This is a genomic window from Salinicola sp. V024, from assembly GCF_052645315.1.
In genome coordinates, this window is sequence record NZ_JBQXYB010000006.1 from 104,646 (window position 1) to 131,345 (window position 26,700).

General features: G+C 63.7%; 26 protein-coding genes and 1 other RNA gene. 15 read left to right on the top strand and 12 right to left on the bottom strand.

All coding sequences use genetic code 11. The annotated features are described in order from the left end of the window. The first annotated feature begins 37 nt into the window (after window positions 1-37). The 3 genes from ACUN9V_RS10950 to waaA are packed head-to-tail and all read left to right on the top strand — an operon-like array spanning window position 38 to window position 3,879. Window positions 38-1,138, top strand: coding sequence for a glycosyltransferase family 9 protein (locus ACUN9V_RS10950; protein WP_445511404.1), 1,101 nt, complete (start codon window positions 38-40; stop codon window positions 1,136-1,138). Further along, the gene (hldE, locus tag ACUN9V_RS10955; RefSeq protein WP_445511405.1) at window positions 1,135-2,565 is read left to right on the top strand and encodes a bifunctional D-glycero-beta-D-manno-heptose-7-phosphate kinase/D-glycero-beta-D-manno-heptose 1-phosphate adenylyltransferase HldE; all 1,431 of its coding nucleotides are present in this window, start codon (window positions 1,135-1,137) and stop codon (window positions 2,563-2,565) included. The genes ACUN9V_RS10950 and hldE overlap by 4 nt, the downstream gene beginning before the upstream one ends. After that, window positions 2,566-3,879 (top strand): lipid IV(A) 3-deoxy-D-manno-octulosonic acid transferase, encoded by a 1,314-nt coding sequence (gene waaA, locus ACUN9V_RS10960; RefSeq protein ID WP_445511406.1) that lies wholly within the window; start codon window positions 2,566-2,568, stop codon window positions 3,877-3,879. Between the two features lie 107 nt (window positions 3,880-3,986). On the opposite strand, the gene ACUN9V_RS10965 is transcribed toward waaA, so the two are convergent. After that, window positions 3,987-5,000 carry a zinc-binding alcohol dehydrogenase family protein gene (locus tag ACUN9V_RS10965; RefSeq protein ID WP_445511407.1) on the bottom strand — a complete coding sequence of 338 codons (1,014 nt, stop codon included), beginning with the start codon at window positions 4,998-5,000 and terminating at the stop codon, window positions 3,987-3,989. A gap of 117 nt (window positions 5,001-5,117) precedes the next feature. Between ACUN9V_RS10965 and ACUN9V_RS10970 the strand changes: the two genes are divergently transcribed. Beyond that, window positions 5,118-5,513, top strand: coding sequence for a winged helix-turn-helix transcriptional regulator (locus ACUN9V_RS10970; protein ID WP_445511408.1), 396 nt, complete (start codon window positions 5,118-5,120; stop codon window positions 5,511-5,513). A gap of 152 nt (window positions 5,514-5,665) precedes the next feature. Beyond that, on the top strand, window positions 5,666-6,724 hold the full coding sequence (locus tag ACUN9V_RS10975) for a glycosyl transferase family 90 (protein WP_445511409.1): 1,059 nt from the start codon (window positions 5,666-5,668) through the stop codon (window positions 6,722-6,724). Here the strand turns inward: ACUN9V_RS10975 and ACUN9V_RS10980 are convergent. Both ACUN9V_RS10980 and rpiA read right to left on the bottom strand, forming a co-directional pair. Then, window positions 6,658-7,617: a histone deacetylase family protein gene (locus ACUN9V_RS10980; RefSeq protein WP_445511410.1), complete on the bottom strand. Its 960-nt coding sequence runs from the start codon at window positions 7,615-7,617 to the stop codon at window positions 6,658-6,660. The two genes, ACUN9V_RS10975 and ACUN9V_RS10980, sit on opposite strands and share 67 nt — an antisense overlap. A gap of 40 nt (window positions 7,618-7,657) precedes the next feature. After that, window positions 7,658-8,329, bottom strand: coding sequence for a ribose-5-phosphate isomerase RpiA (gene rpiA / locus ACUN9V_RS10985; RefSeq protein ID WP_445511411.1), 672 nt, complete (start codon window positions 8,327-8,329; stop codon window positions 7,658-7,660). A 240-nt stretch (window positions 8,330-8,569) separates the two neighbouring features. On the opposite strand from rpiA, the gene ilvA reads away from it, so the two are divergent. Beyond that, window positions 8,570-10,087: a threonine ammonia-lyase, biosynthetic gene (gene ilvA, locus ACUN9V_RS10990; protein ID WP_075561402.1), complete on the top strand. Its 1,518-nt coding sequence runs from the start codon at window positions 8,570-8,572 to the stop codon at window positions 10,085-10,087. A 472-nt stretch (window positions 10,088-10,559) separates the two neighbouring features. Here the strand turns inward: ilvA and ACUN9V_RS10995 are convergent, their stop codons facing one another. The 3 genes from ACUN9V_RS10995 to ACUN9V_RS11005 all read right to left on the bottom strand — a co-directional run bounded on the left by ACUN9V_RS10995 (window position 10,560) and on the right by ACUN9V_RS11005 (window position 11,819). After that, on the bottom strand, window positions 10,560-11,195 hold the full coding sequence (locus ACUN9V_RS10995; protein WP_445511502.1) for a 5-formyltetrahydrofolate cyclo-ligase: 636 nt from the start codon (window positions 11,193-11,195) through the stop codon (window positions 10,560-10,562). A gap of 56 nt (window positions 11,196-11,251) precedes the next feature. Beyond that, window positions 11,252-11,435, bottom strand: a non-coding RNA gene (gene ssrS, locus ACUN9V_RS11000) — 6S RNA. 63 nt (window positions 11,436-11,498) lie between these two features. Next, the gene (locus ACUN9V_RS11005) at window positions 11,499-11,819 is read right to left on the bottom strand and encodes a cell division protein ZapA (protein ID WP_110654243.1); all 321 of its coding nucleotides are present in this window, start codon (window positions 11,817-11,819) and stop codon (window positions 11,499-11,501) included. Window positions 11,820-11,976: 157 nt separating this feature from the next. Between ACUN9V_RS11005 and ACUN9V_RS11010 the strand changes: the two genes are divergently transcribed. The 4 genes from ACUN9V_RS11010 to ACUN9V_RS11025 all read left to right on the top strand — a co-directional run bounded on the left by ACUN9V_RS11010 (window position 11,977) and on the right by ACUN9V_RS11025 (window position 16,870). Further along, window positions 11,977-12,594: a UPF0149 family protein gene (locus ACUN9V_RS11010; RefSeq protein ID WP_110693611.1), complete on the top strand. Its 618-nt coding sequence runs from the start codon at window positions 11,977-11,979 to the stop codon at window positions 12,592-12,594. A 182-nt stretch (window positions 12,595-12,776) separates the two neighbouring features. Continuing rightward, window positions 12,777-14,114 carry a Xaa-Pro aminopeptidase gene (gene pepP / locus ACUN9V_RS11015; protein WP_445511412.1) on the top strand — a complete coding sequence of 446 codons (1,338 nt, stop codon included), beginning with the start codon at window positions 12,777-12,779 and terminating at the stop codon, window positions 14,112-14,114. A gap of 117 nt (window positions 14,115-14,231) precedes the next feature. After that, complete coding sequence (gene ubiH / locus ACUN9V_RS11020) at window positions 14,232-15,530, top strand: 2-octaprenyl-6-methoxyphenyl hydroxylase (RefSeq protein WP_445511413.1); 1,299 nt, start codon at window positions 14,232-14,234, stop codon at window positions 15,528-15,530. Window positions 15,531-15,556: 26 nt separating this feature from the next. Continuing rightward, window positions 15,557-16,870, top strand: coding sequence for a UbiH/UbiF/VisC/COQ6 family ubiquinone biosynthesis hydroxylase (locus ACUN9V_RS11025; protein WP_445511414.1), 1,314 nt, complete (start codon window positions 15,557-15,559; stop codon window positions 16,868-16,870). A 41-nt stretch (window positions 16,871-16,911) separates the two neighbouring features. Here the strand turns inward: ACUN9V_RS11025 and ACUN9V_RS11030 are convergent, their stop codons facing one another. The 5 genes from ACUN9V_RS11030 to gpmI all read right to left on the bottom strand — a co-directional run bounded on the left by ACUN9V_RS11030 (window position 16,912) and on the right by gpmI (window position 21,986). Further along, window positions 16,912-17,283 carry a HepT-like ribonuclease domain-containing protein gene (locus ACUN9V_RS11030; RefSeq protein ID WP_445511415.1) on the bottom strand — a complete coding sequence of 124 codons (372 nt, stop codon included), beginning with the start codon at window positions 17,281-17,283 and terminating at the stop codon, window positions 16,912-16,914. Continuing rightward, window positions 17,276-17,566: a nucleotidyltransferase family protein gene (locus ACUN9V_RS11035; RefSeq protein WP_445511416.1), complete on the bottom strand. Its 291-nt coding sequence runs from the start codon at window positions 17,564-17,566 to the stop codon at window positions 17,276-17,278. Before ACUN9V_RS11035 ends, ACUN9V_RS11030 begins: the two co-directional genes overlap by 8 nt. A gap of 73 nt (window positions 17,567-17,639) precedes the next feature. Next, complete coding sequence (locus tag ACUN9V_RS11040) at window positions 17,640-19,034, bottom strand: S41 family peptidase (protein WP_445511417.1); 1,395 nt, start codon at window positions 19,032-19,034, stop codon at window positions 17,640-17,642. 153 nt (window positions 19,035-19,187) lie between these two features. Then, on the bottom strand, window positions 19,188-20,366 hold the full coding sequence (locus ACUN9V_RS11045; RefSeq protein WP_445511418.1) for a murein hydrolase activator EnvC family protein: 1,179 nt from the start codon (window positions 20,364-20,366) through the stop codon (window positions 19,188-19,190). Window positions 20,367-20,411: 45 nt separating this feature from the next. After that, entirely contained in the window at window positions 20,412-21,986 is a 1,575-nt protein-coding gene (gpmI, locus tag ACUN9V_RS11050; RefSeq protein ID WP_445511419.1) for a 2,3-bisphosphoglycerate-independent phosphoglycerate mutase, read from the bottom strand. Between the two features lie 398 nt (window positions 21,987-22,384). Between gpmI and ACUN9V_RS11055 the strand changes: the two genes are divergently transcribed. The 3 genes from ACUN9V_RS11055 to ACUN9V_RS11065 all read left to right on the top strand — a co-directional run bounded on the left by ACUN9V_RS11055 (window position 22,385) and on the right by ACUN9V_RS11065 (window position 24,132). Continuing rightward, the gene (locus ACUN9V_RS11055; RefSeq protein ID WP_075561392.1) at window positions 22,385-22,807 is read left to right on the top strand and encodes a rhodanese-like domain-containing protein; all 423 of its coding nucleotides are present in this window, start codon (window positions 22,385-22,387) and stop codon (window positions 22,805-22,807) included. Window positions 22,808-22,911: 104 nt separating this feature from the next. Continuing rightward, window positions 22,912-23,397, top strand: a complete 486-nt coding sequence (secB, locus tag ACUN9V_RS11060) for a protein-export chaperone SecB (protein ID WP_075561391.1) — start codon at window positions 22,912-22,914, stop codon at window positions 23,395-23,397. 9 nt (window positions 23,398-23,406) lie between these two features. Then, on the top strand, window positions 23,407-24,132 hold the full coding sequence (locus ACUN9V_RS11065; protein WP_445511420.1) for a 16S rRNA (uracil(1498)-N(3))-methyltransferase: 726 nt from the start codon (window positions 23,407-23,409) through the stop codon (window positions 24,130-24,132). 146 nt (window positions 24,133-24,278) lie between these two features. Here ACUN9V_RS11065 and ACUN9V_RS11070 read toward each other — a convergent pair whose 3' ends face one another. Beyond that, window positions 24,279-25,046: an exodeoxyribonuclease III gene (locus ACUN9V_RS11070; protein WP_110693620.1), complete on the bottom strand. Its 768-nt coding sequence runs from the start codon at window positions 25,044-25,046 to the stop codon at window positions 24,279-24,281. 124 nt (window positions 25,047-25,170) lie between these two features. On the opposite strand from ACUN9V_RS11070, the gene pyrE reads away from it, so the two are divergent. Both pyrE and ACUN9V_RS11080 read left to right on the top strand, forming a co-directional pair. Next, window positions 25,171-25,875 (top strand): orotate phosphoribosyltransferase, encoded by a 705-nt coding sequence (gene pyrE / locus ACUN9V_RS11075; RefSeq protein WP_075561388.1) that lies wholly within the window; start codon window positions 25,171-25,173, stop codon window positions 25,873-25,875. A gap of 193 nt (window positions 25,876-26,068) precedes the next feature. After that, window positions 26,069-26,638, top strand: a complete 570-nt coding sequence (locus ACUN9V_RS11080) for a YfaZ family outer membrane protein (protein WP_245392298.1) — start codon at window positions 26,069-26,071, stop codon at window positions 26,636-26,638. Window positions 26,639-26,700 lie beyond the last annotated feature (62 nt).

Consider the following 26,700-nt stretch of genomic DNA (forward strand, 5'->3'; position numbering starts at 1 on the left):
AATGAGCGCTTTACTCAATGGGAAGTCGGTCAGGCCCATGAAGCATTCTCTGCCAGAGCGCCCGCGACACATCGGTATCCTGCGCCTTTCCGCGCTGGGCGACGTCTGCAACCTGGTCCCCACGGTGCGCGCGCTGCAGCGCCAGTGGCCCGAGGCCCGTATTACCTGGATCGTCGGCAAGACCGAATACGGCCTGCTGAGCGGGCTCGATGGCGTCGATCTGGTGATCTATGACAAGGCCACCGGTTTGGCCGGGATGCGCGAGATATGGCGTCAGTTCAAGGACACTCGCTTCGACGTGCTGCTGCACATGCAGCAGGCGCTGCGGGCCAGTGTGCTGTCGTTGGGTCTCAAGTGCGACGTGCGCGTGGGTTACGACAAGGCGCGGGCCAAGGATTGGCAGCACTGGTTCACGCATCGCCAGCTGGCGGTGCATCCGCGTGCGCACGTGCTCGAATCCTTCATGGATTTCGCGCGGCTGCTGGGTGTCGAGGACACGCATCTCGAGTGGTCGCTGCCGGTCCCCGACGCCGCCTATGAAGAAGCGCGTCAACTCACCGGCGATCGGCCTTATCTGGTCATCAGCCCGTGTGCCAATCCGCGTCTGCGCAATTTCCGCAACTGGTCGGCGGAGGGGTACGCCGCGGTCATCGAGCACGCCTGGCAACGCCACGGCTTGAAGACCGTCATGAGTGGCGGCGGTAGCCCCCTGGAACGTGACATGGGCGAGCAGATTCGGCGGCTGTGCCCGAACGTCGAGATCATCGATGCCATCGGCCGGACTTCGCTCAAGGGCTTGCTGGCGCTGCTCGATCGCGCCCGCGTCGTGATCGCGCCGGATTCCGGCCCGGTCCACATGGCCAACGCGCTGAACACGCCGACGCTCGGGCTCTACGCCACCACCAATCCGGACCGCGCGGCGCCCTATTGCTGGCGAGACCATGTCGTCAATCGTTACCCTGACGCCGTACGCCGCTACCTGAACAAATCCGTCGAGACCGTCACCTGGGGCACGCGGGTGCGCCACGCCGATGCCATGGCGCTGATCACGCTGGACGACGTGGTCGAGCACCTGGATCGGCTGCTGGCCGACACCGCTGCGTCTGGCGACGGCGACGCGCTGGAGTCACGAGGATGAAGGTCGACCTTTCGCAACTGGAGCATGCCCGCCTGCTGGTGGTGGGGGATGTGATGCTGGATCGCTACTGGCACGGCGGTACGTCGCGCATTTCCCCGGAGGCCCCGGTGCCGGTGGTCAAGGTGGAAGATGCCGATGATCGTCCGGGCGGGGCGGCCAACGTAGCACTCAATATCGCCTCGCTGGGCGGGCGGGCGAGTCTCGCCGGCGTCGTCGGCGACGATGACAACGCCGGCCATCTGGAGCGGGCGCTGGAAGCGGCCAATGTGAGTGCTTACTTTCAGCATAGCCCTGACGTGCCAACGATCACCAAGCTGCGAGTCATGAGTCGCAACCAGCAGCTGATCCGTCTCGACTTCGAGTCGTCGCTGTGGAACGTCGATACCGCGCCGTTGATCGAGAAGGTCCAGGCAGCACTGGGCGACGCGGACGTGGTAATCCTGTCCGACTATGGCAAGGGCAGTCTCAATCGGGTCGAGACGCTGATCGCCGCCGCCCGCGCCGCCGGCAAGCGTGTGCTGGTCGATCCCAAGGGCGGCGATTTCAGCCGCTATCGCGGCGCCAGCGTGATCACTCCCAACCTGACCGAATTCGAGGCGATCGTCGGGCCTTGCCGCGATGATGCGCAACTGGCGGAAAAGGGCGAGCGGCTGCGTGCCGATCTGGAACTCGAAGCGCTGCTGGTGACCCGCAGCGAACGCGGCATGACGCTGATCCGTGAGGGCCACGCGCCGCTGCATCTGCCGACGCATGCCCGCGAAGTCTTCGACGTGACCGGCGCCGGCGACACCGTGATCGGCGTGCTGGGCCTGGCGCTGGCGGCCGGGCACGGCTTCGGCGAGGCGGTGATGCTGGCCAACCTGGCCGCCGGGCTGGTGGTGGCCAAGCCCGGTACCGCGGTGCTGTCGGTGGCGGAACTCTACACCGCGCTGCACGGCGACAGCCTCGCCGAGTATGGCGTCATCGAGGAAGGCTCACTCATCGCTGCCGTCCGTGCGGCGCAGGCGCGCGGCGAGCGGGTGGTCATGACCAACGGCTGCTTCGACATCCTGCACGCCGGCCACGTGGCCTATCTCGAACAGGCCAAGCGGCTTGGCGACCGGCTGATCGTCGCGGTCAACGACGACGCCTCGGTGGCAAGGCTCAAGGGGCCTAAGCGACCCATCAATACGCTGGCCCGCCGGGCGCAGGTGCTGGCCGGACTGGCTGCGGTGGACTGGGTCGTCCCTTTCGGCGAGGACACGCCGGCGCGGCTGATCGAGGCGGTGTTGCCGGATCGGCTGGTCAAGGGCGGCGACTACCGGCCCGAGGATATCGCCGGTGGCGAGGCGGTGATCGCCAACGGCGGCGAGGTCCTGGTGCTGGGCTTCGAGGATGGCGTGTCCACCACCACCATGATCGACACCATTCTCGACCGCGAGCGCTGAATGGCGATGCGCTCTCGGCTCCCAGTGTCGCCGCGACTCGCCCGCTGGCTCTATTCGCTGACGGTCTACCTGCTGTCGCCCCTGATCTGGTGGCGGGTATGGCGTGAGTGGGCGCCCACGCACCCGCGCCGCGAGCGACTCGGCCTCATCGCGATCCGTGGCGATCGTCCACGCCTCTGGCTGCATGCGGCCTCGGTGGGCGAAGTCGTCACGGCCACGCCGTTGATTCGTGCACTGCTCGACGACCACCCGGATCACGATCTCGTCATCACCACCATGACCGCCACCGGCGCCGAGCGCGTGCGCCAGACCTTCGGCGAGCGCGTTTCCCACCATTTCCTGCCGCTGGATTTTCCCGGCAGTGCGCGGCGATTCATCAAGCGGCTGGGGCCGCGTCTGGCGATCATCGCCGAGACTGAACTCTGGCCCAACCTGCTGGCGGTCTGTCACCAACGCAACGTGCCGGTGGTGGTTGCCAACGGGCGCCTGAGCGCCGGCGCGTTTCGTCTCTATCGACGCTTTGGGGCGTTGAGCCGCGGCATGCTCGAGACGATTGCCTGGATCGGCGCCAAATCCGCTGTCGATAGTGAGCGCTTCCTGACGCTCGGGGCTTTGCCGTCGCGAGTGGCGGTGACCGGTGCGCTGAAGTTCGATCTCGATGTCGACGAGGCCACACGTGAGGCCAGCCGGCGGCTACGGGCGAGCTGGGGCGAACGGTCGGTCTGGATTGCGGGTTCCACCCATCCCGGCGAGGACGAGCAGGTGCTGGCCGCGCATGCCGTGCTCAAGCGTCGTTTTCCCGAGGCGCTGCTGATTCTGGTGCCGCGCCATCCGCAGCGTTTCGACGAAGTGAACGCTTACTGCTGCGAGGTCGGCGAGCAGGTTCAGCGCCTGAGTGTCGAGCCAACGTTGACCGCCGCCACGACACTGCTGCTGGGCGACACCATGGGCGACCTGATGACGCTCTACGGCTGTGCCGATGTCGCCTTCGTCGGCGGCTCGCTGGTACCGATCGGCGGGCACAATCTGCTCGAACCGGCGGCGCTGGGTGTCGCGGTGGTCAGCGGCCCGTATCTGGACAACTTGCGCGAGATTGCCGATACCCTGGCGCAAAGCGACGCGCGGGTCGAGGTCGAAGACGGCCAGGCACTGGGCGAGGCGCTCGTGGCGTTGCTGAGCGACGACGAGCGCCGTCATCGATTGGGTGAAGCGGGGCGGGCGGTGGTAGCCGCCAACCGTGGCGCACTCGCCCGGACGCGCCGAGCGATCAGCGCACAGTTGACGGCAACCACCGAGAGCGACTCCCGGGGCTGACAGACGACCCTTGCAGACAGCCCTTGCTGATGGCCCTTGCCGCCGACCGGACGGGCCGGCGGACAACAGGAGTCGCTTTCGATCGGAACCTACTTTTCGTACAAACCCTAGAACCCTTCCAGCACGACCTTGCCTCTGGCCCGGCCACTCTCGATCAGGGTGTGCGCTTGCTTGAGATTGGCCGCGTTGATCGGTCCCATCGTCTCGGTCAGCGTGGTTCGGATGCGGCCGTCGTCGATCAGTCCGGCGACGCGATTCAGCAACGCGCCCTGTTCACCCATGTCCGGGGTCTGGAACAGCGAGCGGGTGTACATCAGCTCCCAGTGAACCGAGAGGCACTTGCGCTTGAAATCGTTGATGACGAAGCGTTCCGGGTCATCGATCAAGCCGTATCGGCCCTGCGGCGCCATCAACTCGACCACTTCGTCCTGATGGAGCTGGCTCTGGGTGGTGGAGAACACGAACCCCGGTGCGCCCAGACCCAACTGCTCGACCTGAGCGGCGAGCGGTTGGCTATGATCGATGACCGCGTGTGCGCCGAGGCTTTCGACCCAGGCTCGGGTCTCCGGGCGTGACGCGGTGGCGATGACGGTCATGTCGGTGAGGGCACGCAGCAGTTGAATGGCGATCGACCCGACGCCACCGGCGCCACCGATGATGAGAATGGCGTTGGCGGCGCCGACGACCGGACGCTCGACCTCCAGCCGATCGAACAGCATCTCCCAGGCGGTTATCGTGGTCAGCGGCAGAGCGGCGGCTTCGGCGAACCCCAGTGTCTTCGGCTTGTGGCCGACCAGGCGCTCGTCCACCAGATGATATTCGCTATTGGTGCCGGGGCGGGTGAGTTCGCCGGCATACCACACCTCGTCACCGGGTTCGAAGCCGTCGACGTCATCGCCAACGGCCTTGACGATGCCCGCCGCGTCCCAGCCCAGCACTTTCCACTCGCCCGGCTCTGGCGACGCGCTCGCGCGGACCTTGGTGTCGATCGGATTGACCGATATTGCCTTGATTTCGACCAGCAGATCGCGGCCTTGGGGCGCGGGCATCTCGCGTTCGATATCGACCAGCGAATCCGCGCGCTGGATTTCGCCCGGTGTCTCGTAAGCGACAGCTTTCATTTCGACTCTCTCTCTCTCTTGATTGACGATTGTGTCTCTCGTTATCCGATCATAAAGTAAGGGCTTCAATGTCTCATACGCACAAAAATCGCCGGTAGTATCAAAAAGGATACCGTGATGGCCAAGACTCACTACTCGCGTTTCGACTGCCAGCCGGGCTGTTCGGTGGAAGCCGCGGTCAGCCTCATCAGCGGCAAGTGGAAATGCGTGGTGCTGTGGTATCTGCTCGAGGAGGAGACGCTGCGCTTCAACGAGCTCCGTCGGCGCATCGCCACGATCACCCAGCGGATGCTGACCAATCAGCTGCGAGAGCTGGAGACCGATGGATTGATCCATCGCGAGGTCTACGCCCAGGTTCCACCCAAGGTGGAATACAGCCTCACGGCGCGGGGCCGCGAACTGACGCCGATCCTGATGGCGCTAAAGGCATGGGGCGACGCCCACATCGATCTGTTCGGCAACAATGGGATCGCGGGAAAGCCCTTCACGACCGCTTCGCCAGCCGAGGTGTGATCCCGCGAGACAGCTGTCGATAATGAATGGCGGTCGATAACCGGTATCGAGGGAACGTCCGGAGCGAATGAAGGACGAAGGTGTCAGACGCTTGTCATGGATAGCCCTGACAATCCGTCCAGCGACATCCACCAATCGCCCGGAATCGTGCCATGGACCTTCGTTACAAGAGCCGCAAGTTGCGATTTTACGCAGGCGGTATCGCCAGCCTGCTCGTACCCGACGGTTTCTATCGGCAGCGTCTGAATCGATTGATGGCGTCACTACCCGCCGGAGAGATGGCCGCGCTGCTGGCGCGGGTCGACTATTACAACCGTCTGGCGAGTCCTTTCGACCCCGGCGAGGCAGCCGTGCGCATCGGCGATTTCCGCTACGAGAAACGCGGCGCTTATTTTCTCGATGCCAAGCAGGTGATGCGTCACTTCGATCCCGATCTACGCTTTGCCTACCAGTTCGGCGACGTCACTCGTGTGGCCGAGACGCCGACGATCGTCAAGAGTCGTCCGATCTGTCGCGAAACGCAGCCGGGGAACGCGATTCCCTCCGGTCAGTCGGCACCCTTCGGCAATGCCAACAACCTGCTGTTGAAACTCAACAGCGTGCGCCACTTCCATTTCGCCGATGATCGTCTCCCGTTTGCCGACAAGAAGCCGGGTGTCGTCTGGCGCGGCAAGTGTTTTCACGAGCATCGGGCGGCGGTGCTGCGTCAGTTCCGTCATCACCCGCGCATGGACATCGGCCAGAGTCACGCCAAGCGTCGCCACCGGCCCGATTACCGGCCGTATCTGTCGATCGGGGAACAGCTTCAGTACCAGTTCGTGTTGAGTCTCGAGGGCAAGGACGTGGCCACCAATTTGAAGTGGATCCTGTCGTCGAACTCGCTCTGCCTGATGCCACCGCCGCGCTATGAGACCTGGTTCATGGAGGGCGCGCTCGAGCCCTACGTCCACTATGTGGCATTGGCCGAAGACTGCAGCGATCTGGAAGCGAAGATGGACTACTACACTGCGCGCCCGGAGGAGGCCGAAGCCATCGTGCGGCGTGCCAACGCGCATGTGGCGCAGTTTCGTGACGGGCGTCGTGAACGAATGATCTCGTTGCTGGTCATGCACAAGTACTTCCAGCTTTCCGGCCAGCTCTCCGCTCAGCCGGGCCCCTCGTTTCTGAGCTCGGAATTCAACGCCAGCGCGGCGAGAAACAGCTGGGCGTGACGGTCCGCCAACGCCTCGAGATCGCGGTCGTAGCCGCCGCCGATGACGCCGGCGACGGGAATGCCCAACCGCCGGCAGCGCGTCAGCACGAAAGCGTCCCGGCGGTAGAGTCCATCCGTGGTCAGCGAGAAATGTCCCAGTCGATCTCCTTCATGCACGTCGGCGCCGGCGTCGAATAGCACGAACTGGGGGCGAAACGCGTTCAGAACCTCGTCGAGCTCGCGCTCGAGACACGCCAGATAGGCGCTGTCATCCGTACCGCGCGGGAGCGCGACGTCACGGTCGCTGCGGCGCTTCTCGAAGGGGAAATTGGCCTCGCCGTGGAGCGACAGGGTGAAGACTCTCGGCTCGTCACGAAAGATCCAGGCGGTGCCGTCGCCCTGATGGACGTCGCAGTCGACGATCAGAATCCGCTCGAGACGATGCTCGGCGAGCAGGCAATGTGCCGCGACCGCCAGATCGTTGAGCAGACAGTAGCCGCTGGCGCGATCGGCGTAGGCATGATGAGTACCCCCGGCGCTATTGAGTGCCAGGCCGCTCTCCAGTGCCGCTTCGACGGTGGCCAGCGTACCGCCGACTTCCAGCAGTGTGCGTTCGACCAGCGCGGGTGACCAAGGGAAGCCGCTCGGCGTGCGCCGCGTGGTCGAGACTTCGCCCAGATAGAAACGCTGCAGGTAGTCTGCGGTGTGGGTGCGCAGCAGCGCCTCGCTGGTTGCCGGGCTCGGGGTTATCCAGCGAACCTTTTCGCAGCTGTCGTCATGGACATCGTCACGCCCATCGAAGCCCAGCGCCGACAGTCGTTCTCGCAGAACCCGAAATTTCGCTATCGGGAACGGATGGCGTTCGGGCCACTCGCAGCTGTAGCCGGAGTGATGAATGATCGGCAGAGTCACGGCATCTGCTCGACATTGTCTGCCACCGGGCAATCGCCGCTCAGCGCGTGAAGCGCTCGACGCCATTGTCGCCGCCGAGCAGCAGGACATCTGCTGGACGCCGCGCGAACAGGCCGTTGGTGACCACGCCGACGATGGCATCCAGTGCCGCTTCCATCGCTTCCGGCTCGTCGAACAGCTTGTCGTAGCCGTCGAGGATGCGGTTGCCGTTGTCGGTGAGCACGCCGTCCCGGTAGACCGGCGTGATGCCGAGCTTGACCATCTCGCGGGCGACGTACGAGCGCGCCATCGGAATCACCTCGATCGGCAGCGGGAATCCGCCCAGCACTTCGACACGCTTGCTGGCATCGGCGATGCAGATGAAACGCTCGGCGCAGGCCGCCAGGATCTTCTCGCGGGTCAGTGCCGCACCACCGCCCTTGATCATGCGCAGTTTCGAATCGATCTCGTCGGCGCCGTCGACATAGACCGGTACCGTGCCGACGTAGTTGAGCTCGAACACGTCGATGCCGTGAGATTTCAGTCGTGCGGCGGTGGCTTCCGAGCTCGCCACCGCGCCGCGGAAATCATGCCGCCGCGTGGCCAGCAAGTCGATGAAATGGTTGGCCGTGGAGCCCGTGCCCACGCCGATCACCGCATCCGGCGTCAGCAGATTGTCGATGTCGTCGAGAGCTGCGGCGGCGACGGCGCGCTTGAGATCGTCCTGAGTCATGTCGGTTCCGGCAGGCTGATGGAGAAGATCGAGGTTCTGTCGGAAAGCCGGGCATGGGCGCGTGATCGGACAGAAACCGAAGGTGGTCATTATAAAGCAAGCGGCATGCGCTGCCGATGGCGCTGGACGCTCGGTGCCGGGGTCTGCTAACAATACGGGTCCACTATACCCACCGTTCTCGTGCCCGCCGGTTTCGAGGCGGAAGCGCTGCGCCCCAGCTGTTCGCCAGGACATACCCGAATGCAACTCGAAGACATCGTCAAGAAGATCCTCCAGGCCCGCGTCTATGAGGCGGCTCGGGAGACGCCGATTTCCCCGCTGCCCGCGCTCTCCCGCCGTTTCTCCAACCGGATTCTGATCAAGCGCGAAGACTTGCAGCCGGTGTTCTCGTTCAAGATTCGCGGCGCCTACAACAAGATGGCGCAGTTGAGCGAAGAGCAGAAGGCCAAGGGTGTGATCGCCGCCTCCGCCGGCAACCACGCCCAGGGCCTGGCGATGGCGGCGAAGCAAATGGGGGTCAAGGCGGTGATCGTGATGCCTCGCGTCACGCCGGACATCAAGGTGTCCGCGGTACGCGGCTGGGGCGCCAAGGTGGTGCTCCGGGGCGATGCCTTCGGCGAGGCGCTGAGCCACGCCCGGGAGCTGATCGCCGAACACGGCTATACCTACATCCCGCCCTACGACGATTTCGATGTGATCGCGGGCCAGGGCACCGTGGCGATGGAGATTTTGCGTCAGCACACCGGCCCGCTCGATGCGATCTTCGTGCCGGTCGGCGGTGGCGGTCTGCTGGCCGGCATCGCCGCCTACATCAAGTATCTACGCCCGGAGATCAAGCTGTTCGGTGTCGAGGCCGAGGATTCCGCCTGTCTCAAGGCGGCGCTCGAAGCCGGGGAGCGGGTGACGCTGGATCAGGTCGGGGTGTTTGCCGAAGGGGTCGCGGTGGCCCAGATCGGCGAGGCGCCGTTCGAGATCCTGCGTCATCACGTCGACGGCGTGATCACGGTCAATACTGACGAGATGTGTGCGGCGGTGAAGGACACCTTCGACGACACGCGGGCGGTGGCGGAGACCTCCGGCGCGCTGTCGCTGGCGGGGCTGAAAAAGTATATCCAGCAGACTGGTGCGCAGGATCAGACGCTGATGTGCATCAATTCCGGCGCCAACATCAACTTCGATCGTCTGCAGCATGTCGCCGAGCGCACCGAACTGGGCGAACAGCGCGAGGCGATCCTGGCGGTGCAGATCCCCGAGCGGCCGGGCAGCTTCAAGCAGTTCTGCCGGGTGATCGGGCGGCGCATGGTGACCGAGTTCAACTATCGCTACGCCGACCCCGACGGCGCGCACATCTTCGTCGGTGTGCAGGTCAAGCCCGGCGGGGAGGATCGTGAAGAGGTCATCCGCCGGTTGCGTGAAGCGGACTATCCGGTCGAGGATCTCACCGACAACGAGCTGGCCAAGCTGCATATTCGCCATCTGGGGGGTGGTCGGCCCAGGGAGCGCTTCGAGGAAGAGGTCTACCGTTTCGAATTTCCCGAACGCCCCGGGGCACTGATGAACTTCCTCACCCATCTGCCGGCGGACTGGAACATCTCGCTGTTCCACTATCGCAACCACGGTGCCGCCTATGGCCGAGTGCTGGTGGGGCTACAGATGCCCAATGGCGACCGCGCCCATGCCGAGGAGCACTTCGATCGCATCGGTTATCGCTACTGGAAAGAGACCGACAACATGGCGTATCGGCTATTCATGGCCTAGCCCCGGGTGTCGTCACTACAAAAGCGTGAAATAGGCCTCGAAAGGGTCTGAATCCGCCTTAAACCTTTTTGTGTAAAGGCCGATACTGTCGGGTAACGAAAAAGGTGTCATCCGGGCCGGAAACGCTCTTGTCAAGATTTTGGCCTGACCCTATAGTCGTGCGCGTCGCTGCGGGGGGCAGCGGCCGAACCCAACGCAGCGGAGTCGACATGAAACGCAAGCCCGACTTGGTAATGGCATTGGTATTGATCTTCGGCGTCGGCGTCGTGGCTACGGGCTATGCCCAGACGCTGCTGGGCGCTTGAGACCCATCGACATTCCGGATCAGCGGGCTGGTGACAGCCGGCGTAGCATGGAGTGACGACGTAGAGAATAAAGCCAATGGGGTGTGGCTCGAGACGGCCGGTAGCGGAAACGCTGCCGGCCGTCGTCGTTTGGGCTCTCGGTCTGGCTCTTTGAGCCTAGTCGGCGATCAACGCCGCGGCTGGATGATCCGTCGATCGCTGACGATCGAATCCAGCGGTACATCCCAGTCGGCCACCGGCAAGGCGTCTACTCTCTGGCAGTCGTGAGCGAGCCCGATCAGACGTGGCCGCGGGCGCTGACGGCGGGCAAAGGCAAAAGTGCGATCGTAGAAGCCGCCGCCCATGCCGATCCGTTGCCCTTCATCGTCGAATCCCACCAGCGGCAGCAGCACGGTGTCCAGCGCCCATGCGGGCAGGCGATTGGCGCGATGGGCGCCGAAACGCGTATCCGGCTCGGCAATGCCGAAACGATTGCGGGTCATCCGGGTGCCGGTGTGATAACGAACGAACCACAATCGATTCTCCGATAGCGGCCGCAGCACCGGCAGATAGACGCTGGCGCGGCGTGCGGTCAGCCAGTCGATCAGCGGCTGCGGATCGATCTCGCCATCATTGGGTAGATAGAGCGCCACGCGACGAGCGCGTTGCAGCGCGGGCAGACGTTTGAGGCGACGGCAGAGTTCGCGGGAGGCGCTGCGTCGTTGATGCGGGGTCAGTGCGCGTCGACGTCGGCGCAATTGGCGACGAAGTTCGCGTCTATCGAGACTGCTGTTGACGACCGACTCGCCGTTCGGCGGTGTCATGGTCGGCTGGGCAAACTCGGTGATGATCGTTGCGGTGGTCTCGTTGAAAGACAAGAGAGTTCCCCAGAGTGCCGCTGTCATTCTGGCCCTGAACCTACTGGTTCAAGGTGGGTGGCCGCAGGCAAGCCTTCAGGCTTTCCGTCGCGCGGACATGCACACGGGCCTGCCTAGCATTTGGCCCCCTGGGTACTGCGCATAGGCTCGAGGGACTGTTATGACTGGCGCACACTCCAGGAAACACCACTATCGTAGCAGAGCGGCCCACGTTGCCCAATCAAGGATTTGAGATACTCGGTAAAGGGTTCAGGATGCCGGGGTCTTCTGGCCGGGTTCGCCCGCCTTGGCCAGCGCGCGCTCGAGCCTCTCGCTCAGATCACTCAGGCTCTGTTCGCCGGCGCGGTGTGAATCCAGCGCCGTCAGCAGTTCGTGGGTGATGTTGAGGGCGGCCATGATCGCGATCTTCTCGGCGCCGAGTACCTTGCCGCGAGAATGGATGCCGTGCATGGCGCGATCCAGATAGCGGGCGGAGCGCTTCAGCTGCTCCTGCTCTTCCGGCGGACAGGCGATCACGAAGGATTTGCCCAGCAAGGTGACTTCGGTCGTCGGGCGAGACGTGTCGCTCATGGTGTCGCTCCGGGGTGGGCGGTGAAGATCGATGCGGTAAGATGGGGGTATCGCGATTGATCCGTCACTATAGAGAGCCGATTATGGGCGGTCAACGCGGCGCCTGTCGCGCTGAAAGTACATCAACGCTCGTGATTTCCCAATCTTGGATGCCGACATGTCGATCATCAACGACCAGCTCGATTTTTCCACCGTCGCCAATGTCTTTCTGGTGCATGGCAGCCTGCAGTCACCGGCGTTCCTCGACGGCCGCCTGTGCGCCGAACTCGGCCTTAAGGACATCAGCGCCGAGGGCTGGCTCGAGGAAGTCTGCCTGGCGCTCAACGTCGAGCAGCCGGAAAGCCGTGAAGACGCCGATGTGCTGCTGGGCTGGCGGCGTCAGACCCTGGATGCGCTGGCCGCGGCCGAGCTGAACTTCGAGCCGATGCTGCCGGATGAGCTGTTCTCGCTCTCCGAACGGGCTCAAGGGCTCAAGGAGTGGACCCAGGGGTTTCTCGAAATCGTCAACGAGGTGGATGGCGAAACCTACGAGAACTGGTCCTCGCCCCTGAAGGAGGCGCTGGAGGATCTCGGTACGCTATCGGCGATCGATGTCGATATCGCCGACGACCCCGAAAACGAGAACGATCTGTTCGCCCTGACCGAGCACGCCCGGATGGCGGCGATGCTGCTCTACACCGAGCAACACCCCGGTGAGCCTCAGGTGGAACAGGTCGAGGCCGAGGACGCCGACCTAGCCGCCAATGACGGTGAAACGCCGCCGTCGCTGCACTGAATCCGCCCGCGCTTCGAGGCCAGGGTCTCGGAGAACCAGGACCTCGGAGAACCAGGACCTCGGAAAAACTAGGGCCTGAAAACCGGGCCCCGGAAAACCAGGCCACGGAAAACGAGAGACACGATCGTCAAACTTTCAGGCGTCCGTTCGAGTCTCGAGACGCACTGCGCAAGGAGAGAGGCATGTTACCCGAGCCGTTACCGCGTCCCGCGGCCATCTCGATGGAAGAGTTCGCCGCCCGCCGCGAGCGCCTGATGGCCGAATTGCCGGAAGGCAGCGCCGTACTGCTGCCGGGCGCTGCGCTCAAGACGCGCAATCACGACAGCGAATACACGTTCCGTCAGAACAGCGACTTCCATTATCTGTGCGGATTCCCCGAACCCGATGCGCTGTTGCTGTTGTTGCCCGGCCGTGAAGCGGGCGAGGCGATTCTCTACTGCCAGGAGAAGGATCCCGAGAAAGAGGCCTGGACCGGGATTCGCATCGGCCCCGAAGGAGCCGTGAGCGACTACGGCATGGATGAGGCTTTCGACAATACCCAGCGACCCAGCCTGACTGAACTGCTGGATGGTCGCCAAAGCCTGTATCTGCCGCTGGCCGATGCCGGTGCCATGGGCATTGCCGAGGGCGTGCGCGCCCAGTTGAGTGCCCGTGCGCGGCGGGGCGCGGTCGCGCCTACCCGGTTTGCCGATGTCAGCGCCCTGGTTCACGAACTCCGCCTGACCAAGAGCGAGGCCGAACTGGCGCTGATGCGTCACGCCGCGCAGATCAGCGCGCTGGCGCACTGCCGGGCCATGCACGCCAGCCGTCCCGGCCGCTTCGAATATCAGCTGCAGGCGGAGATCGAGCACGAATTCGTCTGGCACGGGGCGCGGGCGCCGGCCTACGGCACCATCGTCGGCGGCGGTGCCAACGCCTGCGTGCTGCATTACATCGAAAATGCCGCGCCACTGGCAGACGGCGATCTAGTCCTGATCGACGCCGGCGGCGAGTTCGATCTCTACGCCGGTGATATCACCCGCACGTTTCCGGTCAACGGCCGTTTCAGTGACGCCCAGCGCGCGCTCTACGACATCGTGCTGGCGGCAGAAGAGCGCGGCGTGGCGGCGGTCAAACCCGGCGCCACGCTGGAAGCCATCCACCAGGGCGTGGTACGAGATCTTACCGCCGGGCTGATCGAACTCGGCTTGCTGGAAGGTGAGTTGGAAGCGTGCATCGAATCCCAGAGTTTCCGTCGATTCTATCTGCACTCGACCTCGCACTGGCTCGGTCTGGACGTTCACGACGTCGGCAGCTATAGGGTCGACGGCGAGCCACGACCGCTGGAGCCCGGCATGGTACTGACGGTCGAGCCCGGCCTGTATATCCCCGACGCCGAGGATATTCCGCCACAATATTGCGGCATCGGGATTCGCATCGAGGACGACGTGGTGGTGACGGAATCTGGCGGTGAAGTACTGACCTCAGGGGTACCCAAGGCAGCGGATGCGATCGAAGCACTGATGAATGCCCAGGGTTGATTGTTTTTTGATCGACGCCATTGACGGCGCGAAGATTACGTAATTGATGTAAAGGCGGTGTAGGCCGCGCAAGGGCGGGTTTTTGAATTTCCAATCGTAATGGAGCGGCGGGCACGGATGGCTCAGACTCGACAACCAACCACGGTCGACGTGGCAATTATCGGCGGCGGCCTGGTGGGCGCCAGCCTCGCCTGTGCGCTGGGCGACCTCATAGAAGCCGAGCAAGCACGGGCGAATGAGCAAGCACGGGCGAATGAGCAAGCACGGGCGGACGAGCGAGAATCTGGCGGTGAGCCGCGAGCGCCGTTGCGTGTCGCGATCATCGAGCCGCAGCCTCTGCCCAGCGTCGACGAGGTCGGTGCCTATCAGCCCAGCTTCGATGCCCGAGCCAGTGCCATCGCCCATGGGTCGCGCCGGCATTTCGAGCAGTTGAAAGTGTGGCCGACGATGCGGGAGCAGGCATCACCGATCCGGCATATCCATGTCAGCGAGCGCGGCCACCTGGGGGCGACCCGGCTGCACGCCGATGAACTGGGCGTCGAGGCGCTGGGCCATGTCATTCCCAATGCCTGGATGGGGCGAGCGCTGCACGCGCGGCTCGATCAGCTGCCGATCGACTGGCACTGCCCGGCGCGGGTCGAGACGCTCGAGGCCGAGCACGGCGGCTATCGTCTCACGCTCGATACCGGCGAAGTCATTCAGGCAGGCCTGACGGTGCTGGCCGACGGCGGGCGCTCCGGTTTCAAGGAGCGTCTGGGGATCGAGAGCGACCACCATGCCTATCAGCAGACCGCGCTGATCGCCAACGTCGAAATGAGTCGGGCGCATGACGGCTGGGCATTCGAACGCTTCACGCAGGAGGGCCCCATGGCGCTGTTGCCGCTGACCGGGCGCCGCATGGAGCTGGTCTGGACTCATGAACAGGGCGACGTCGAGGAAGCCCTGGCGCTCCCCGACAATCTGTTCCTCGATCGTCTGCAGCAGGACTTCGGCGATCGCGCCGGTCGCTTTCGACGGGTGGGCCAGCGCCATGCCTATCCGTTGTCGTTGATCACGGCGCGCGAGACGATCCGCCCGCATCTGGCGATTCTGGGCAACGCTGCCCATTCCCTGCATCCGGTCGCGGGACAGGGCTTCAATCTGGCGCTGCGTGGCGTCATGGATCTCGCGGCCGCCATCGAGACGGCGCGGGCGAACGGTCGCACGGCCGGTGATGCTCGTACGCTGGCGGAATTCGAAGCCAGCCGCACGGCCGACACCCACAAGATCGTGCGCTTCAGCGACGGCCTGATTCGGCTGTTCGGTATCGATCATGCGATGCTTGGCCACGCCCGTGCTGCGGGCCTGATCGGACTCAATGCGCTTGGGCCGTTGCGTCGGACGTTGGCACGCCGCGCCATGGGAATCGAACGCTAGGCAAATCCCAGGAGGGAGGACGCGTAATGGATGACAGCGATGTATTGATCGTCGGCGGCGGGGTGGTCGGTTCGACACTGGCCCTGTTGCTGGGCGAGGCCAACTGGCGAGTGACGATCGTCGATGCGGCGCCGGCACCCGAGGAGATTGACACCCTGGGGCAGGGGAAGCCGGCCCTGCGCGTCAGCGCCTTGACGGCCGCGTCCCGCAGGCTGCTGACCACGCTGGACGTCTGGCCCTGGCTTGCGTCGCGTCGCGTCGCGGCCTATCGCGGCATGCAGGTCTGGGATGCCGAAGGCAGCGGCGAGATCCGGTTCGATGCCGAAGACGTCGGCGTCGAGTCGCTGGGCCATATCGTCGAGAACGATCTGCTGCTGGCGGCGCTGGCACAGCGGTTGCAGGCATTGCCCAACGTGGAATGGCTGCAGGAAGTGCGCCTGACGGGCTACGTGCGTGAGAGTGGGATCGATGATTCTGAGAGTCATGAGTCCAAGGCTCATGAACCACAGTCTCATGAGCCCAAGCACCCTGCCGCCGGCCGTGCCGTAATCACGCTGGACAACGGTGAACAGCGCCGCGCGCCGCTGATCGTCGGTGCCGATGGCGCGAATTCCCCGCTGCGCGGAATGGCCGGGATTCCGGTCCACGAGCGCGACACCGGCCAGGCCGCCATGGTCACCAGCGTGCGTACCGCCGTTGGCCATGGCGGAATCGCACGGCAGGCTTTCCTATCCACCGGGCCGCTGGCGTTTCTACCCCTGACCATCGATGGCCGGGACGATCACTGCTCGATCGTGTGGTCGACCACGCCCGGCGAGGCCCGGCGGCTGACGGCGCTGGGCGAAACTGACGAGGGCCGAGCGCAGCTGGGTATCGAGCTGGCGCAGGGGCTGGGTGGCCGGCTGGGCGACGTCGAAGTCATCGATGCCGCTCCGCACTTCCCGATCACCCAGCGCCACGCGCAGCGCTACGTCGACGAAGGATTGGCGCTGGTCGGTGACGCCGCGCACAGTCTGCACCCGCTGGCCGGTCAGGGCGTCAACCTGGGGCTGATGGATGCCGCCGTACTCGCCGAGGAGTGGATCCGCGCCAGACAACGCGGCGCCCCGCCGGAAGACCGACGCATCCTGGTCCGCTACGAGCGCCGTCGGCGCGGCGAAAATGCGGCCATGCTCGCTGCCATGCAGGGATTCCAGCAGCTGTTCGGCAGCCGTCAGCCAGCGCTGCGGCTCGCGCGCAACTGGGGCCTCAGCGGTGTCGACCGCTTGATGCCGGTCAAGCGGCTGCTGATTCGTCAGGCGCTGGGCGAATACGGCGATCTACCCGAGCGGTGTCGTTGATGAGCTTTGTGGCTACAAATTCAGGCCGATGCGTCTGAATTCTAAGAAGAGGGCGGATCTCGATGCTGGGCCTGGATAGACTCCAGCATGATCAGGAGTTCAGGAATGTTCTCCTGAATGATGCTCCAGACGGTGTCGTTGTCCACGCCCAGATAGGCATGTATCAGTCGATTGCGAGTGGCGATGATCAGCCGCCATGGAATCTCGGCGTGATGAGCGCGGACATCTTCCGGCACACGAGTTGCGGCTTCGCCAATTAGGGCGAGATTGCGAAGAGTGGCATCGTAGGTGAGGTCGCTCGAAACGAAGGTGTCTTGGTCGAGACCCTCGGTATAGGCCAGAATTTTCTCGGCGAAGCTGATCATGTCGTCGATGTAAAAGCGCCACTCGCGTGCTGGCCGTTGATCAGACATGGAGTGCTTCACGTTCGATGAAAGGTTTCAATTCCGGCCGCAGTGCCTTTTCCGTGACGAGGTCGACGGGGCGCTCCAGCAGGTCTTCGAGATAGAACTGAACGCCGAAGTATCGGGCGGACGTGGCCGGACCCTCGAAGCTCACCAGGATGTCGACATCGCTCCCCGGACTCGCCTGATCACGTGCGACGGAACCGAACAGCGCCAGTGACTTCACCTGAAACTCGGTCGTCAAGGCCGGCAGATGAATTTGTAGCCGCCGCAGGACTTCTTTTCGATTCATCCGATTTACCCCTTCTCAATTCGAGTGCCAAGACAGTCATGGCACTCGAGTCGATGAATAGCGCCGTCTCGATTCAATCCGCTTGCGCTTTAGGCGCTGGTTCCCCCGAGCGGTTCCGCTGAACCACGTTGAGCGCCTTGAGCAGGTTCAGCGCTTCGCTCAGTTGGTAATCGTCGGCGGCGACCGGCGTTTCGGGATTGTCGCCGGTAGCGGAGGGGTCGCCATTCAGCAGATGGCCGCGCAGGCTGGATTCACGCAGCTGCAGGCCGCTGCTCTCTTCCACTTCCAGCCGGCCCCTGACCACGCGAACGTCCGGGGCGATACCTTCGGCCTGGATCGAGCGTCCGCTGGGGGTGTAGTAACGCGCGGTGGTGAGCTTGAGACCGTCGCCGTTGCCGAGCGGCATCACCTGCTGCACCGAGCCCTTGCCGAAGCTGCGCGTGCCCATCAGCACCCCGCGGCCCTGATCCTGCAGCGCGCCGGCGACGATCTCGGCCGCGGACGCGCTGCCGCCGTTGATCAGCACCACCAGCGGCACGTCTGGAGCCACGGTTGCGGCGTGCGCGGTAAAGCGCATGTCGTCGTCCGGCAGGCGCCCCTTGGTGTAAACCACCAGCCCGCTGGAGAGGAACTGATCGGCAACGTCGACGGCGCTGGAAAGTACGCCGCCCGGGTTGTTGCGCAGATCGAGCACCAGTCCCTGCAGCGGTCCCGATTTCGTCAACGATTCCAGCGCATCGCGGGTCTGCTCGCCGGTGCGGCTCTGGAACTGGCTGATCCGCAGATAGCCGTAGCCGGGCTCGACGAGACGACTGGACACGCTCTCGGACTGGATCGACTCGCGCGTCAGTGTCAGGTCGCGCGGCTCCTGCTCGCCGTCTCGCAACAGCGTCAATTCGATATCGGAGCCGGCATCGCCGCGCATCAGATCCACGGCTTCCTGCAGGCTCAGATTGTTGGTCGGGGTGCCGTCGATGGCGACGATACGATCGCCCGGCTGAACGCCGGCGCGGGCGGCCGGAGTATCGTCGATCGGTGCGATGACGGTGAGCTGATCGTCGCGCAGGCCAACCTCGATCCCGACGCCGCTGAACTCGCCTTCGGTGGTTTCACGCAGGTTCTGGAAGGCATCGGCATCGAGATATTCCGAGTGCGGATCGAGCTGGCTGAGCATGCCGTGCATGGCGTTGCGCAGCAGCGTCTTGTCGTCGACCTTTTCCACATAGGTGCGCTTGATACGCTCGAAGACCTCGGCGAAGGTCTGGACGTCCTCCACCGGCAGGCCGTTGGCGGCATCCCGTTCGGCCTGGCTGAGAGCATCGCCCTGAGTCTGAGCGGGCGCGCCAGCAGCGCTGTCGGTCTGCGCCTGAGCGGCCGGAGCCAACCCCATGATGGGTATTAGCGCGAGCAGCAACGAGCCGATGAGCGTGCTGGCGAGAGGCCTTGTCTTCAGACGACTTGAATTCATGCGGTCTCCGCGACTCGAGCAGAAAGGATTGGTTGGCGCCGCTGAGCCCGACACCTTGCCACTCCGATGACGGAACGGCGTTTGATAACCCAGCATAGCGTTTCGGCGGGGCGATGATCCAGCGCAACCGGTGGTTACACAGTGCCGGACCGATCAGCGGCGTCCGATCCAGCGGCTCGGGTCGATCGGATTGCCGTTCTGGCGCACCTCGAAATAGAGTGCCGAGCGCGACTGGCCGCCGGTATTGCCGACAGCGCCAACCGTCTGGCCGTTGTCCACCTGCTGTCCGGGGTCGACGTCGATCTGCTGAAGGTGGGCGTACAGCGTCAGAATGCCGTCGCCGTGATCGAGGATCAGCAGATTGCCGAAGCCACGCATCCAGTTGGCGAAGACCACCCGGCCGGCATGCACCGCCTTGATCGCGGTGCCTTCCGGCGCGCCGATCAGAATACCGTTGCGATTGACCCCGTCACCGCTGCCGTAACTCGACAGCATCGACCCTTGTACCGGCCAGGGCAGGCCGCCGCGGGTCTGACGAATCGCGGTCGAGGGCGGCGGCTTCTTCAGGTTGGCGAGCTCTTTCTGCATACGATCCAGCAGACGTTCGACGTGAGCCCTGTCCTGGTTGAGATCCTCGAGTCGAGACTGCTCGCTGTCGTAACGACCGCTGAGCTTGGCCACCAGCGCCTGACGTTCCTCGAGGTTCGACGCCAGCCGTTGGCGCTGCTGCTCGAGATCGGTCTGTACCTCGTCCAGGCGCGAACGACGCTGATCGATCGCCGCCAGATTGTCGTCCAACTGCTGGTTGAGCGCGCGCAGCTGCTCGAGCTTCTCGCGCCGCGCCGAGGAGAGCGCATTGAGATAGTGCTGGAGCCGATCGACCTCGGCGGGATCGTCCTGATTGAGCAACAACTTCAGCTGGGGCGTGGTGCCGAGACGATAGAGCGCGTCGAACTGGCGTGCCAGTGCCTCGCGCTGCTGGTCGCGATCGGCTGCCAGGGTCTGGCGCTTGTGCTGGAGCTTGTCGACTTCGCCATCGAGTTGATGGCGCTCGGTCTGGAGAGTATCCAGGCGTTTGTGAGTCTGGCCGATCGCCGTCTCGACCTGTTCCAGCTCGTCCTGAGCATCACCGCGAGCGGCCTGGGTATTTTCCAGCTTGCCCTGTAGCGCCTGGATGTCGGTCGCCAGGCTGTCCAGCCTGGCCCGGGCTTCCTGCGGATTGGCCTGACCCAGCGCGGGGCCGGCCAGCAGCAGACCGCCGGCCAGCAACAATGAAATCGTACCGCTACCGAGTCCGCACCGAGAGAGACGCCTGACTTGCCTACGACTCACGTCGGACGGACTCCCGCGTGGACGGTGACGACTCGCGAGCCAGCGTCACGCATCGTCGATCAGCACATTGCCGGTCATCTCTTCGGGTGCGGGCTTCTGCAGCATGTGCAGCAGGGTCGGTGCCAGATCGCACAGACGCCCATCGGCCTTGAGCTTGGCGGATTGACTCCGGGCCACATAGACCAGCGGCACCATGAAGGTGGTGTGGGAGGTATGCGGATTGCCGGTTTTGGGGTCGACCATCATCTCGGCATTGCCATGATCGGCGGTGACCAAGCATTCGCCGCCGGCCTTCTGGATCGCCTCGACCACGCGACCGAGACATACGTCCACCGTCTCGATCGCCTTGGTGGCCGCTTTCAGATCGCCGGAGTGGCCGACCATATCGCCGTTGGCGTAGTTGCAGACGATCAGGTCGTACTTGCCGGCCTCGATCGCCTTGACCAGCGTCTCGGTCAGCTCGTAAGCGCTCATTTCGGGCTTCTCGTCGTAGGTCTTGACGTCTTTCGGCGACGGGATCATGGCCCGGTCTTCACCCTTGAACTCGGCCTCGCGACCGCCGGAGAAGAAGAACGTCACGTGGGCGTACTTTTCCGTCTCGGCAATACGCAGCTGGGTCAGGCCATGACTCTCCGCGACCTCGCCCAGGGTGTTGACCAGATCGTTGGGCGGGAAAGCGGCGGGCGTGTCGATGTCGTCGGCGTAGTGGGTCAGCGTCACCAGACCTCCGCCGGCCAGCTTGATCCGCTCGCCACGATCGAAGTCGTCGAAATCCGGATTGACGAAGGCGCGGGTCAGCTCGCGGGCGCGATCGGCGCGGAAATTCAGGAACAGGGCGGCATCGCCGTCGGCCATGACGATCTTGTCGCCGTTGGGGCGCACGGCAGTCGCGCCGACGAACTCATCGGTCTCGCCGCGTTCGTACGCCGCTGCCAGCCCGGCTTCGGCACTGTCGGCGACGTACTCGCCCTCGCCGAAGCGCACGACACGATAGGCCTTCTCGACACGATCCCAGCGGTTGTCGCGGTCCATGGCAAAGTAACGACCCACCACCGACGCGACGAAGCCATGGTCGGCACCGACCAGCTCGGCCAGCTTGGCGTTGGCTCGCTTGATCGAGGCGCCGGCACTCTTGGGCGCGGTATCGCGGCCGTCGGTGAAGGCGTGGAGGTAGATCCGCTTGGCGCCACGGCTGGCGGCGAGTTCCGCCATCGCCAGCAGGTGGTCCTCGTGGCTGTGCACGCCGCCGGGAGAGAGCAGACCCATCAGATGCACGGCGCCGTGGTTGGCGACGGCGTCATCGATGGGTGCGGTCAGCGCCTCGTTCGTCTTCAACGCGTCGTCGGCGATCGCCTTGGTGACGCGGGTGAAGTCCTGATAGACGATCCGCCCGGCGCCGATGTTCATGTGGCCGACTTCGGAGTTGCCCATCTGTCCGTCCGGCAGGCCGACGTAAGGGCCATCGGTATGAATCAGGGTGTTGGGGAAATCGCGCTTGAGACGATCCATCACCGGGGTATCGGCGGCGGCGACGGCATTATTGGCGGTATCGTCGTTCTGACCGTAGCCATCGAGAATCAACAGTGCGACGGGACGCGGGATGCTGGAAGTATCTGCCATGACAAGCCTCGAAAAATCGGATGAACGGAGTGAGTCGTGTCGAAACCAGCGGCGGCGGAATGCTTCGTCCTGAAGTCTGTCGTCCTGGAATCTGTCGTTCTGGAATCTAGCGTTCTGAATCAGAATCCTGAAGGATAGCGCACCGAGTGAGTCGGGTCAGCCGCCTGCCTTGGAATGCGCGAGCGCCCGCGCCTTCCTCGTTTCAACGGCGGCCTCGTGTATAATGGCCGGCGCCCGCTAGCGGGCCAGGAATTTCAGCCGCTCGCGTCCCGAGCAACGAAGGCTTCACATGCCAGGTTGCGGACGCGATTTGATGCAGACGCGCCAAGGGCGGAGTCGCACGCCATAAGGCGTTTTTGCGATCCCATTGGCCCCAGATTTAGAGTGTCGGCAGACCCATGATCGATCAGTTGTTCGAATTCGTCGAAAATCATCCGCTGCTGGTCAGCGCCTTTCTGGTCGTGCTGCTGGCATGGCTGGCATTCGAGGCCAAGCGCGGCGGCGCCTCCGGCGTCTCCACCACCGAGACCACGTCACTGATCAACCGCGAAGACGGTGTGGTGATCGATATCCGCGAGAGCAACGAGTTCAAGGCGGGCCACATCGCTGGCGCCAAGAACATTCCCCAGTCGCGTCTCAAGGAGCGGCTGCCGCAGATCGAAAAGCACAAGGACACACCGGTCATCGTGGTCTGCAAGCAGGGTCAGACATCGGCCGCCGCGGTCACCGAGCTCAGCCAGGCCGGATTTTCCCGGGTTTACAAGCTCAAGGGCGGCATGGCGCAGTGGCAGGCCGATGGCCTTCCGGTGGTACGGCGCTAGGCGCCGGCCATCGAGACTCATAGTCAATCAGGCTAGTCAGTCAGGAACGCTCTTATTCACTCAGGAACGCTCCTAGTCATTCAGGAACGTACAGGAAACGCATCATGGCGGAAGACAACAATCAGCAGGGTTCTCAGGATAAGCCGCAGTTGCAGTTCTCCCTGCAGCGCATCTACGTCAAGGACATCTCGTTCGAATCACCCAATGCGCCCAGCGTGTTCCAGCAGCCGTTCAAGCCCAAGGTCGGTCTGGATCTCGATACCACCAGCCAGTCGGTGGGCGAAGATCTCTACGAGGTCGTGGTCAAGGTGACGGCGCAGGTGTCGAACAACGAAGACGGCGCCACGGCGTTTCTGGTCGAAGTCGAGCAGGCCGGGCTGTTCCGCATCTCCGGTCTCGCCGGCGATCAGCTCGACCACACCCTGGGCGCGTTCTGCCCCAACGTGCTGTTTCCCTACGCGCGTGAGTGCATCGACAGCCTGGTCAGCCGCGGCAGCTTCCCTCCACTGATGCTGGCGCCGGTCAACTTCGAAGCGATGTACGCCCAGAAGAAGCAGCGCACCGCCCAGGCCAGCGAAACCACGCAGTAAATTCGAGCCATGGCCAAACCGCGTATTCATGTCGCCGCCAGCTTCTTCGCTGGCGGCGACATCGTTCTGCCCGACGGGCCGGCTCGCCACGTCTCGCTGGTGTTGCGCCTGCGCGAGGGCGCAGCACTGACGCTGTTCGACGGTAACGGCCACGAGGCCCAGGCCACGCTGATCGAGGTCGGCCGCAAGCGGGTCGTCGCGCGGATCGAGCAGGTGATCGAAGGCAGCGGCGAGTCCCCGCTGAGCGTGCATCTGGGCCAGGCGATCTCCAAGGGCGATCGCATGGACTACGCGATCCAGAAATCCGTCGAACTCGGCGTGGCCGCGATCACGCCGCTCTACGTCGAACACGGTGACGTGCGCCTCAAGGGCGAGCGCGAGGCCAAGAAACTGGCGCATTGGCAGGGCGTCGCGGTCAGTGCCTGCGAGCAGTGCGGGCGCGCCAGCGTGCCGGTGATTCATCCGCCACGATCGTTGTCCGAATGGCTCGGCGAGCGCGACGAGAGCCTGCGGCTGGTGCTGCATCCCGCCACCGACGATAGCTGGCAGCAGGCAGATTCAGTCGAGTCTGCGGCGTTGTTGATCGGTCCCGAAGGCGGGCTCAGCGATGCTGAAGTCGACGCCGCGCGGCATGCCGGCTTTCAGCCGCTCACCCTCGGTCCGCGCATTCTGCGCACCGAAACCGCCCCCGTGGTCGCGCTGACGCTGCTGCAGCATCATTTCGGCGATCTATAGGCGGTGTCGGCTGATGGTTGATCGCCCATAGGGTGATGGCGCCAGCCGAAAGCCCAACGAAAACACCCCGCCAGCCGTTATCCGGTTGGCGGGGTGTTTTCGTTGCGAATCGCTGACGGCTGCTGGCGTGCGGCTGGGTCGGGCGATTACAGCTCGAGATCGTACTCGACGATCAGCGGGGCGAACTCGCTGAAGGTCGCGTCGGTATCGATCCAGGCGTTTTTCACGTTGCGCCGGAAGTTGGGGCCGACGATCTGATAATCGAGGCGCCAGCCTTCCTGACGAGAGCGTGGCACTTCCTGATCGAGCTTGGGCCACCAGGTGTACTGGTCGGCATCCCGATTGACTTCACGGAAGGTATCGATGAAGCCGGTCGGACCGAACACCTGATCCATCCACGCACGTTCTTCGGGCTTGAAGCCGGGCGTCGTCTGATTGTCGGCCCAGTTGGCGAGATCGAGAGTCTTGTGCGCGATGTGCCAGGTGCCGCAGATGATGTACTCGCGACGCTTGCGAGCCATCTTGTTCAAGTACTCCAGATACTGGGTCATGAACGTCTGCTTGATGGCCGGATCGTCACCGTCTGGCATCAGGAATGTCGCGATGCTGAAGCGATCGTAGTCCGCCTGCAGGAAGCGGCCTTCGTTGTCGCACTGCTCGAAACCCAGACCGTACATGATGGCCTTGGGAATCTTGCGGCAGTAGAGCCCGACCCCGGAAAAGCCATCCTGTTCGGCGTCCAGGAAGTAGCCTTCGTAGCCTTCCGGATAGAGAATGCTGTCATCGAGCTCGAAGCTCTTGGCCTTCAGGTTCTGCACGCAGACGACGTCAGCATCCTGTTCGGCCAGCCAGTCGAGAAAGCCCCGCTCGACGGCCTCTCGGATTCCGTTCACATTGATGCTGGCGATTTTCATACAGTGTTCCTTCTTTGTCGCGCGTGTATGATACCCGAGCTTGAAAGGTTTAGGTAAATGACTGCTGCGTTTGATCAAAACGGTAGCGGCCGTCATCAAACATGAGGCAATAGGGAGGCCTGGGGTGAGCGTCGAGATTCAGCCGTATCAACAGGAGTTCATCGAATTCGCCATCGCCGAAGGGGTGTTGCGCTTCGGTGAGTTCACGCTCAAGTCCGGTCGTGTCAGTCCCTACTTCTTCAATGCCGGTTTGTTCCGTTCCGGCCGTGCCCTGGCCCGCCTGGGACGGTTCTATGCCAGCGCCATTGCCGACAGCGGCATCGCGGCCGATGTACTATTTGGTCCAGCTTACAAGGGTATACCGCTGGCGGCGAGTACAGCCGTTGCACTGGCCGACCATCATCAGCGCGACATGCCCTTTGCTTTCAACCGCAAGGAAGCCAAGACTCACGGCGAGGGCGGCAATATCGTCGGTGCCGAGTTACGCGGCAACATCCTGATCATCGATGATGTCATCACCGCCGGGACGGCGATCCGCGAAGTCATGCAGATCATCCAGAACGCCGGTGCCAATGCTGCTGGAGTCGTGATCGCACTCGATCGTCAGGAACGGGGCCAGGACGCCGATGGCCTCAAGCCACACAGCGCGATCCAGGAAGTCGAGGCGACGTATAATATGCCGGTTGTGAGCATCGTCAACCTCGATCAACTGCTTGCCTACCTGGAAACCCGCCAACCCCGCGGCGGCGAAGACGGCTCTTCCGTCGCCCAGCACGCGGAAGCGATCCGCGCCTACCGCGACCGGTACGGCGTTACCAACACTCCTTGATCTATCGCTCCACCCGGCCGTCGGTTCCCGGCGCTGATGGTCGATGCTCGCGCCTGCTACGATTAGCCGCAGCAAGATCGTTGGCGAGTGGCGTTACAAATGGTTTAAAAACACCGTTTGATAAACGCGGAAATTATGCCACGCTTACGCCGTTAGTCCAACGCGATTTGGCACGAATGCCGGGAGACCTATCATGATCAAGAACCGCGGAATGAAGCCATGGGGCTTTGCCCTTGCCACGGCGAGCTTCGTCTTTGCCAGTCAGCAGGCGATGGCGCTGAGCGTTTCCGCCAACGGCGGCGACGAGTCTTTCGGTGTCGAAGCCAGTCAGACCATCTTTCCCACCTTGCGGGCCGGGGTTGGTTACCTGAATACCGATGACAGCGGCCACAATGCCAAGGCCTACTCGGGCTCGTTGATGTTCACGCCGTGGCTGCCGGGTATCGATCTCTCCGTCGGTGGCCGTTATCAGTACCAGGACACCTACTACGGTAACGGTGGCGGTCTGGGGCTCGGCGGTTCCGCCTTCGTCGATACCCCGATCCCGTTGACCTCGATCGGTGCCTACGGTTTCTACACGCCGGACGGCCTGACCAGCGGCGACGTGGAAAAGAGCTACGAATACGGCGCCCAGGCGCGGGTGAACCTGATCTCGCAAACCTACGTCTACGGCGGCTACCGCTACATGCGTACCGATTTCGACAATGACAACGGCCGCACGCTGGATAGCGGTCCGGTGCTGGGCGTCAGCGTCGGTTTCTAGACCTTACTGAGCTACGAGCTACGAGCTACGAGCTACGACCGCGCCGGGTTAGAGGCGCGGTG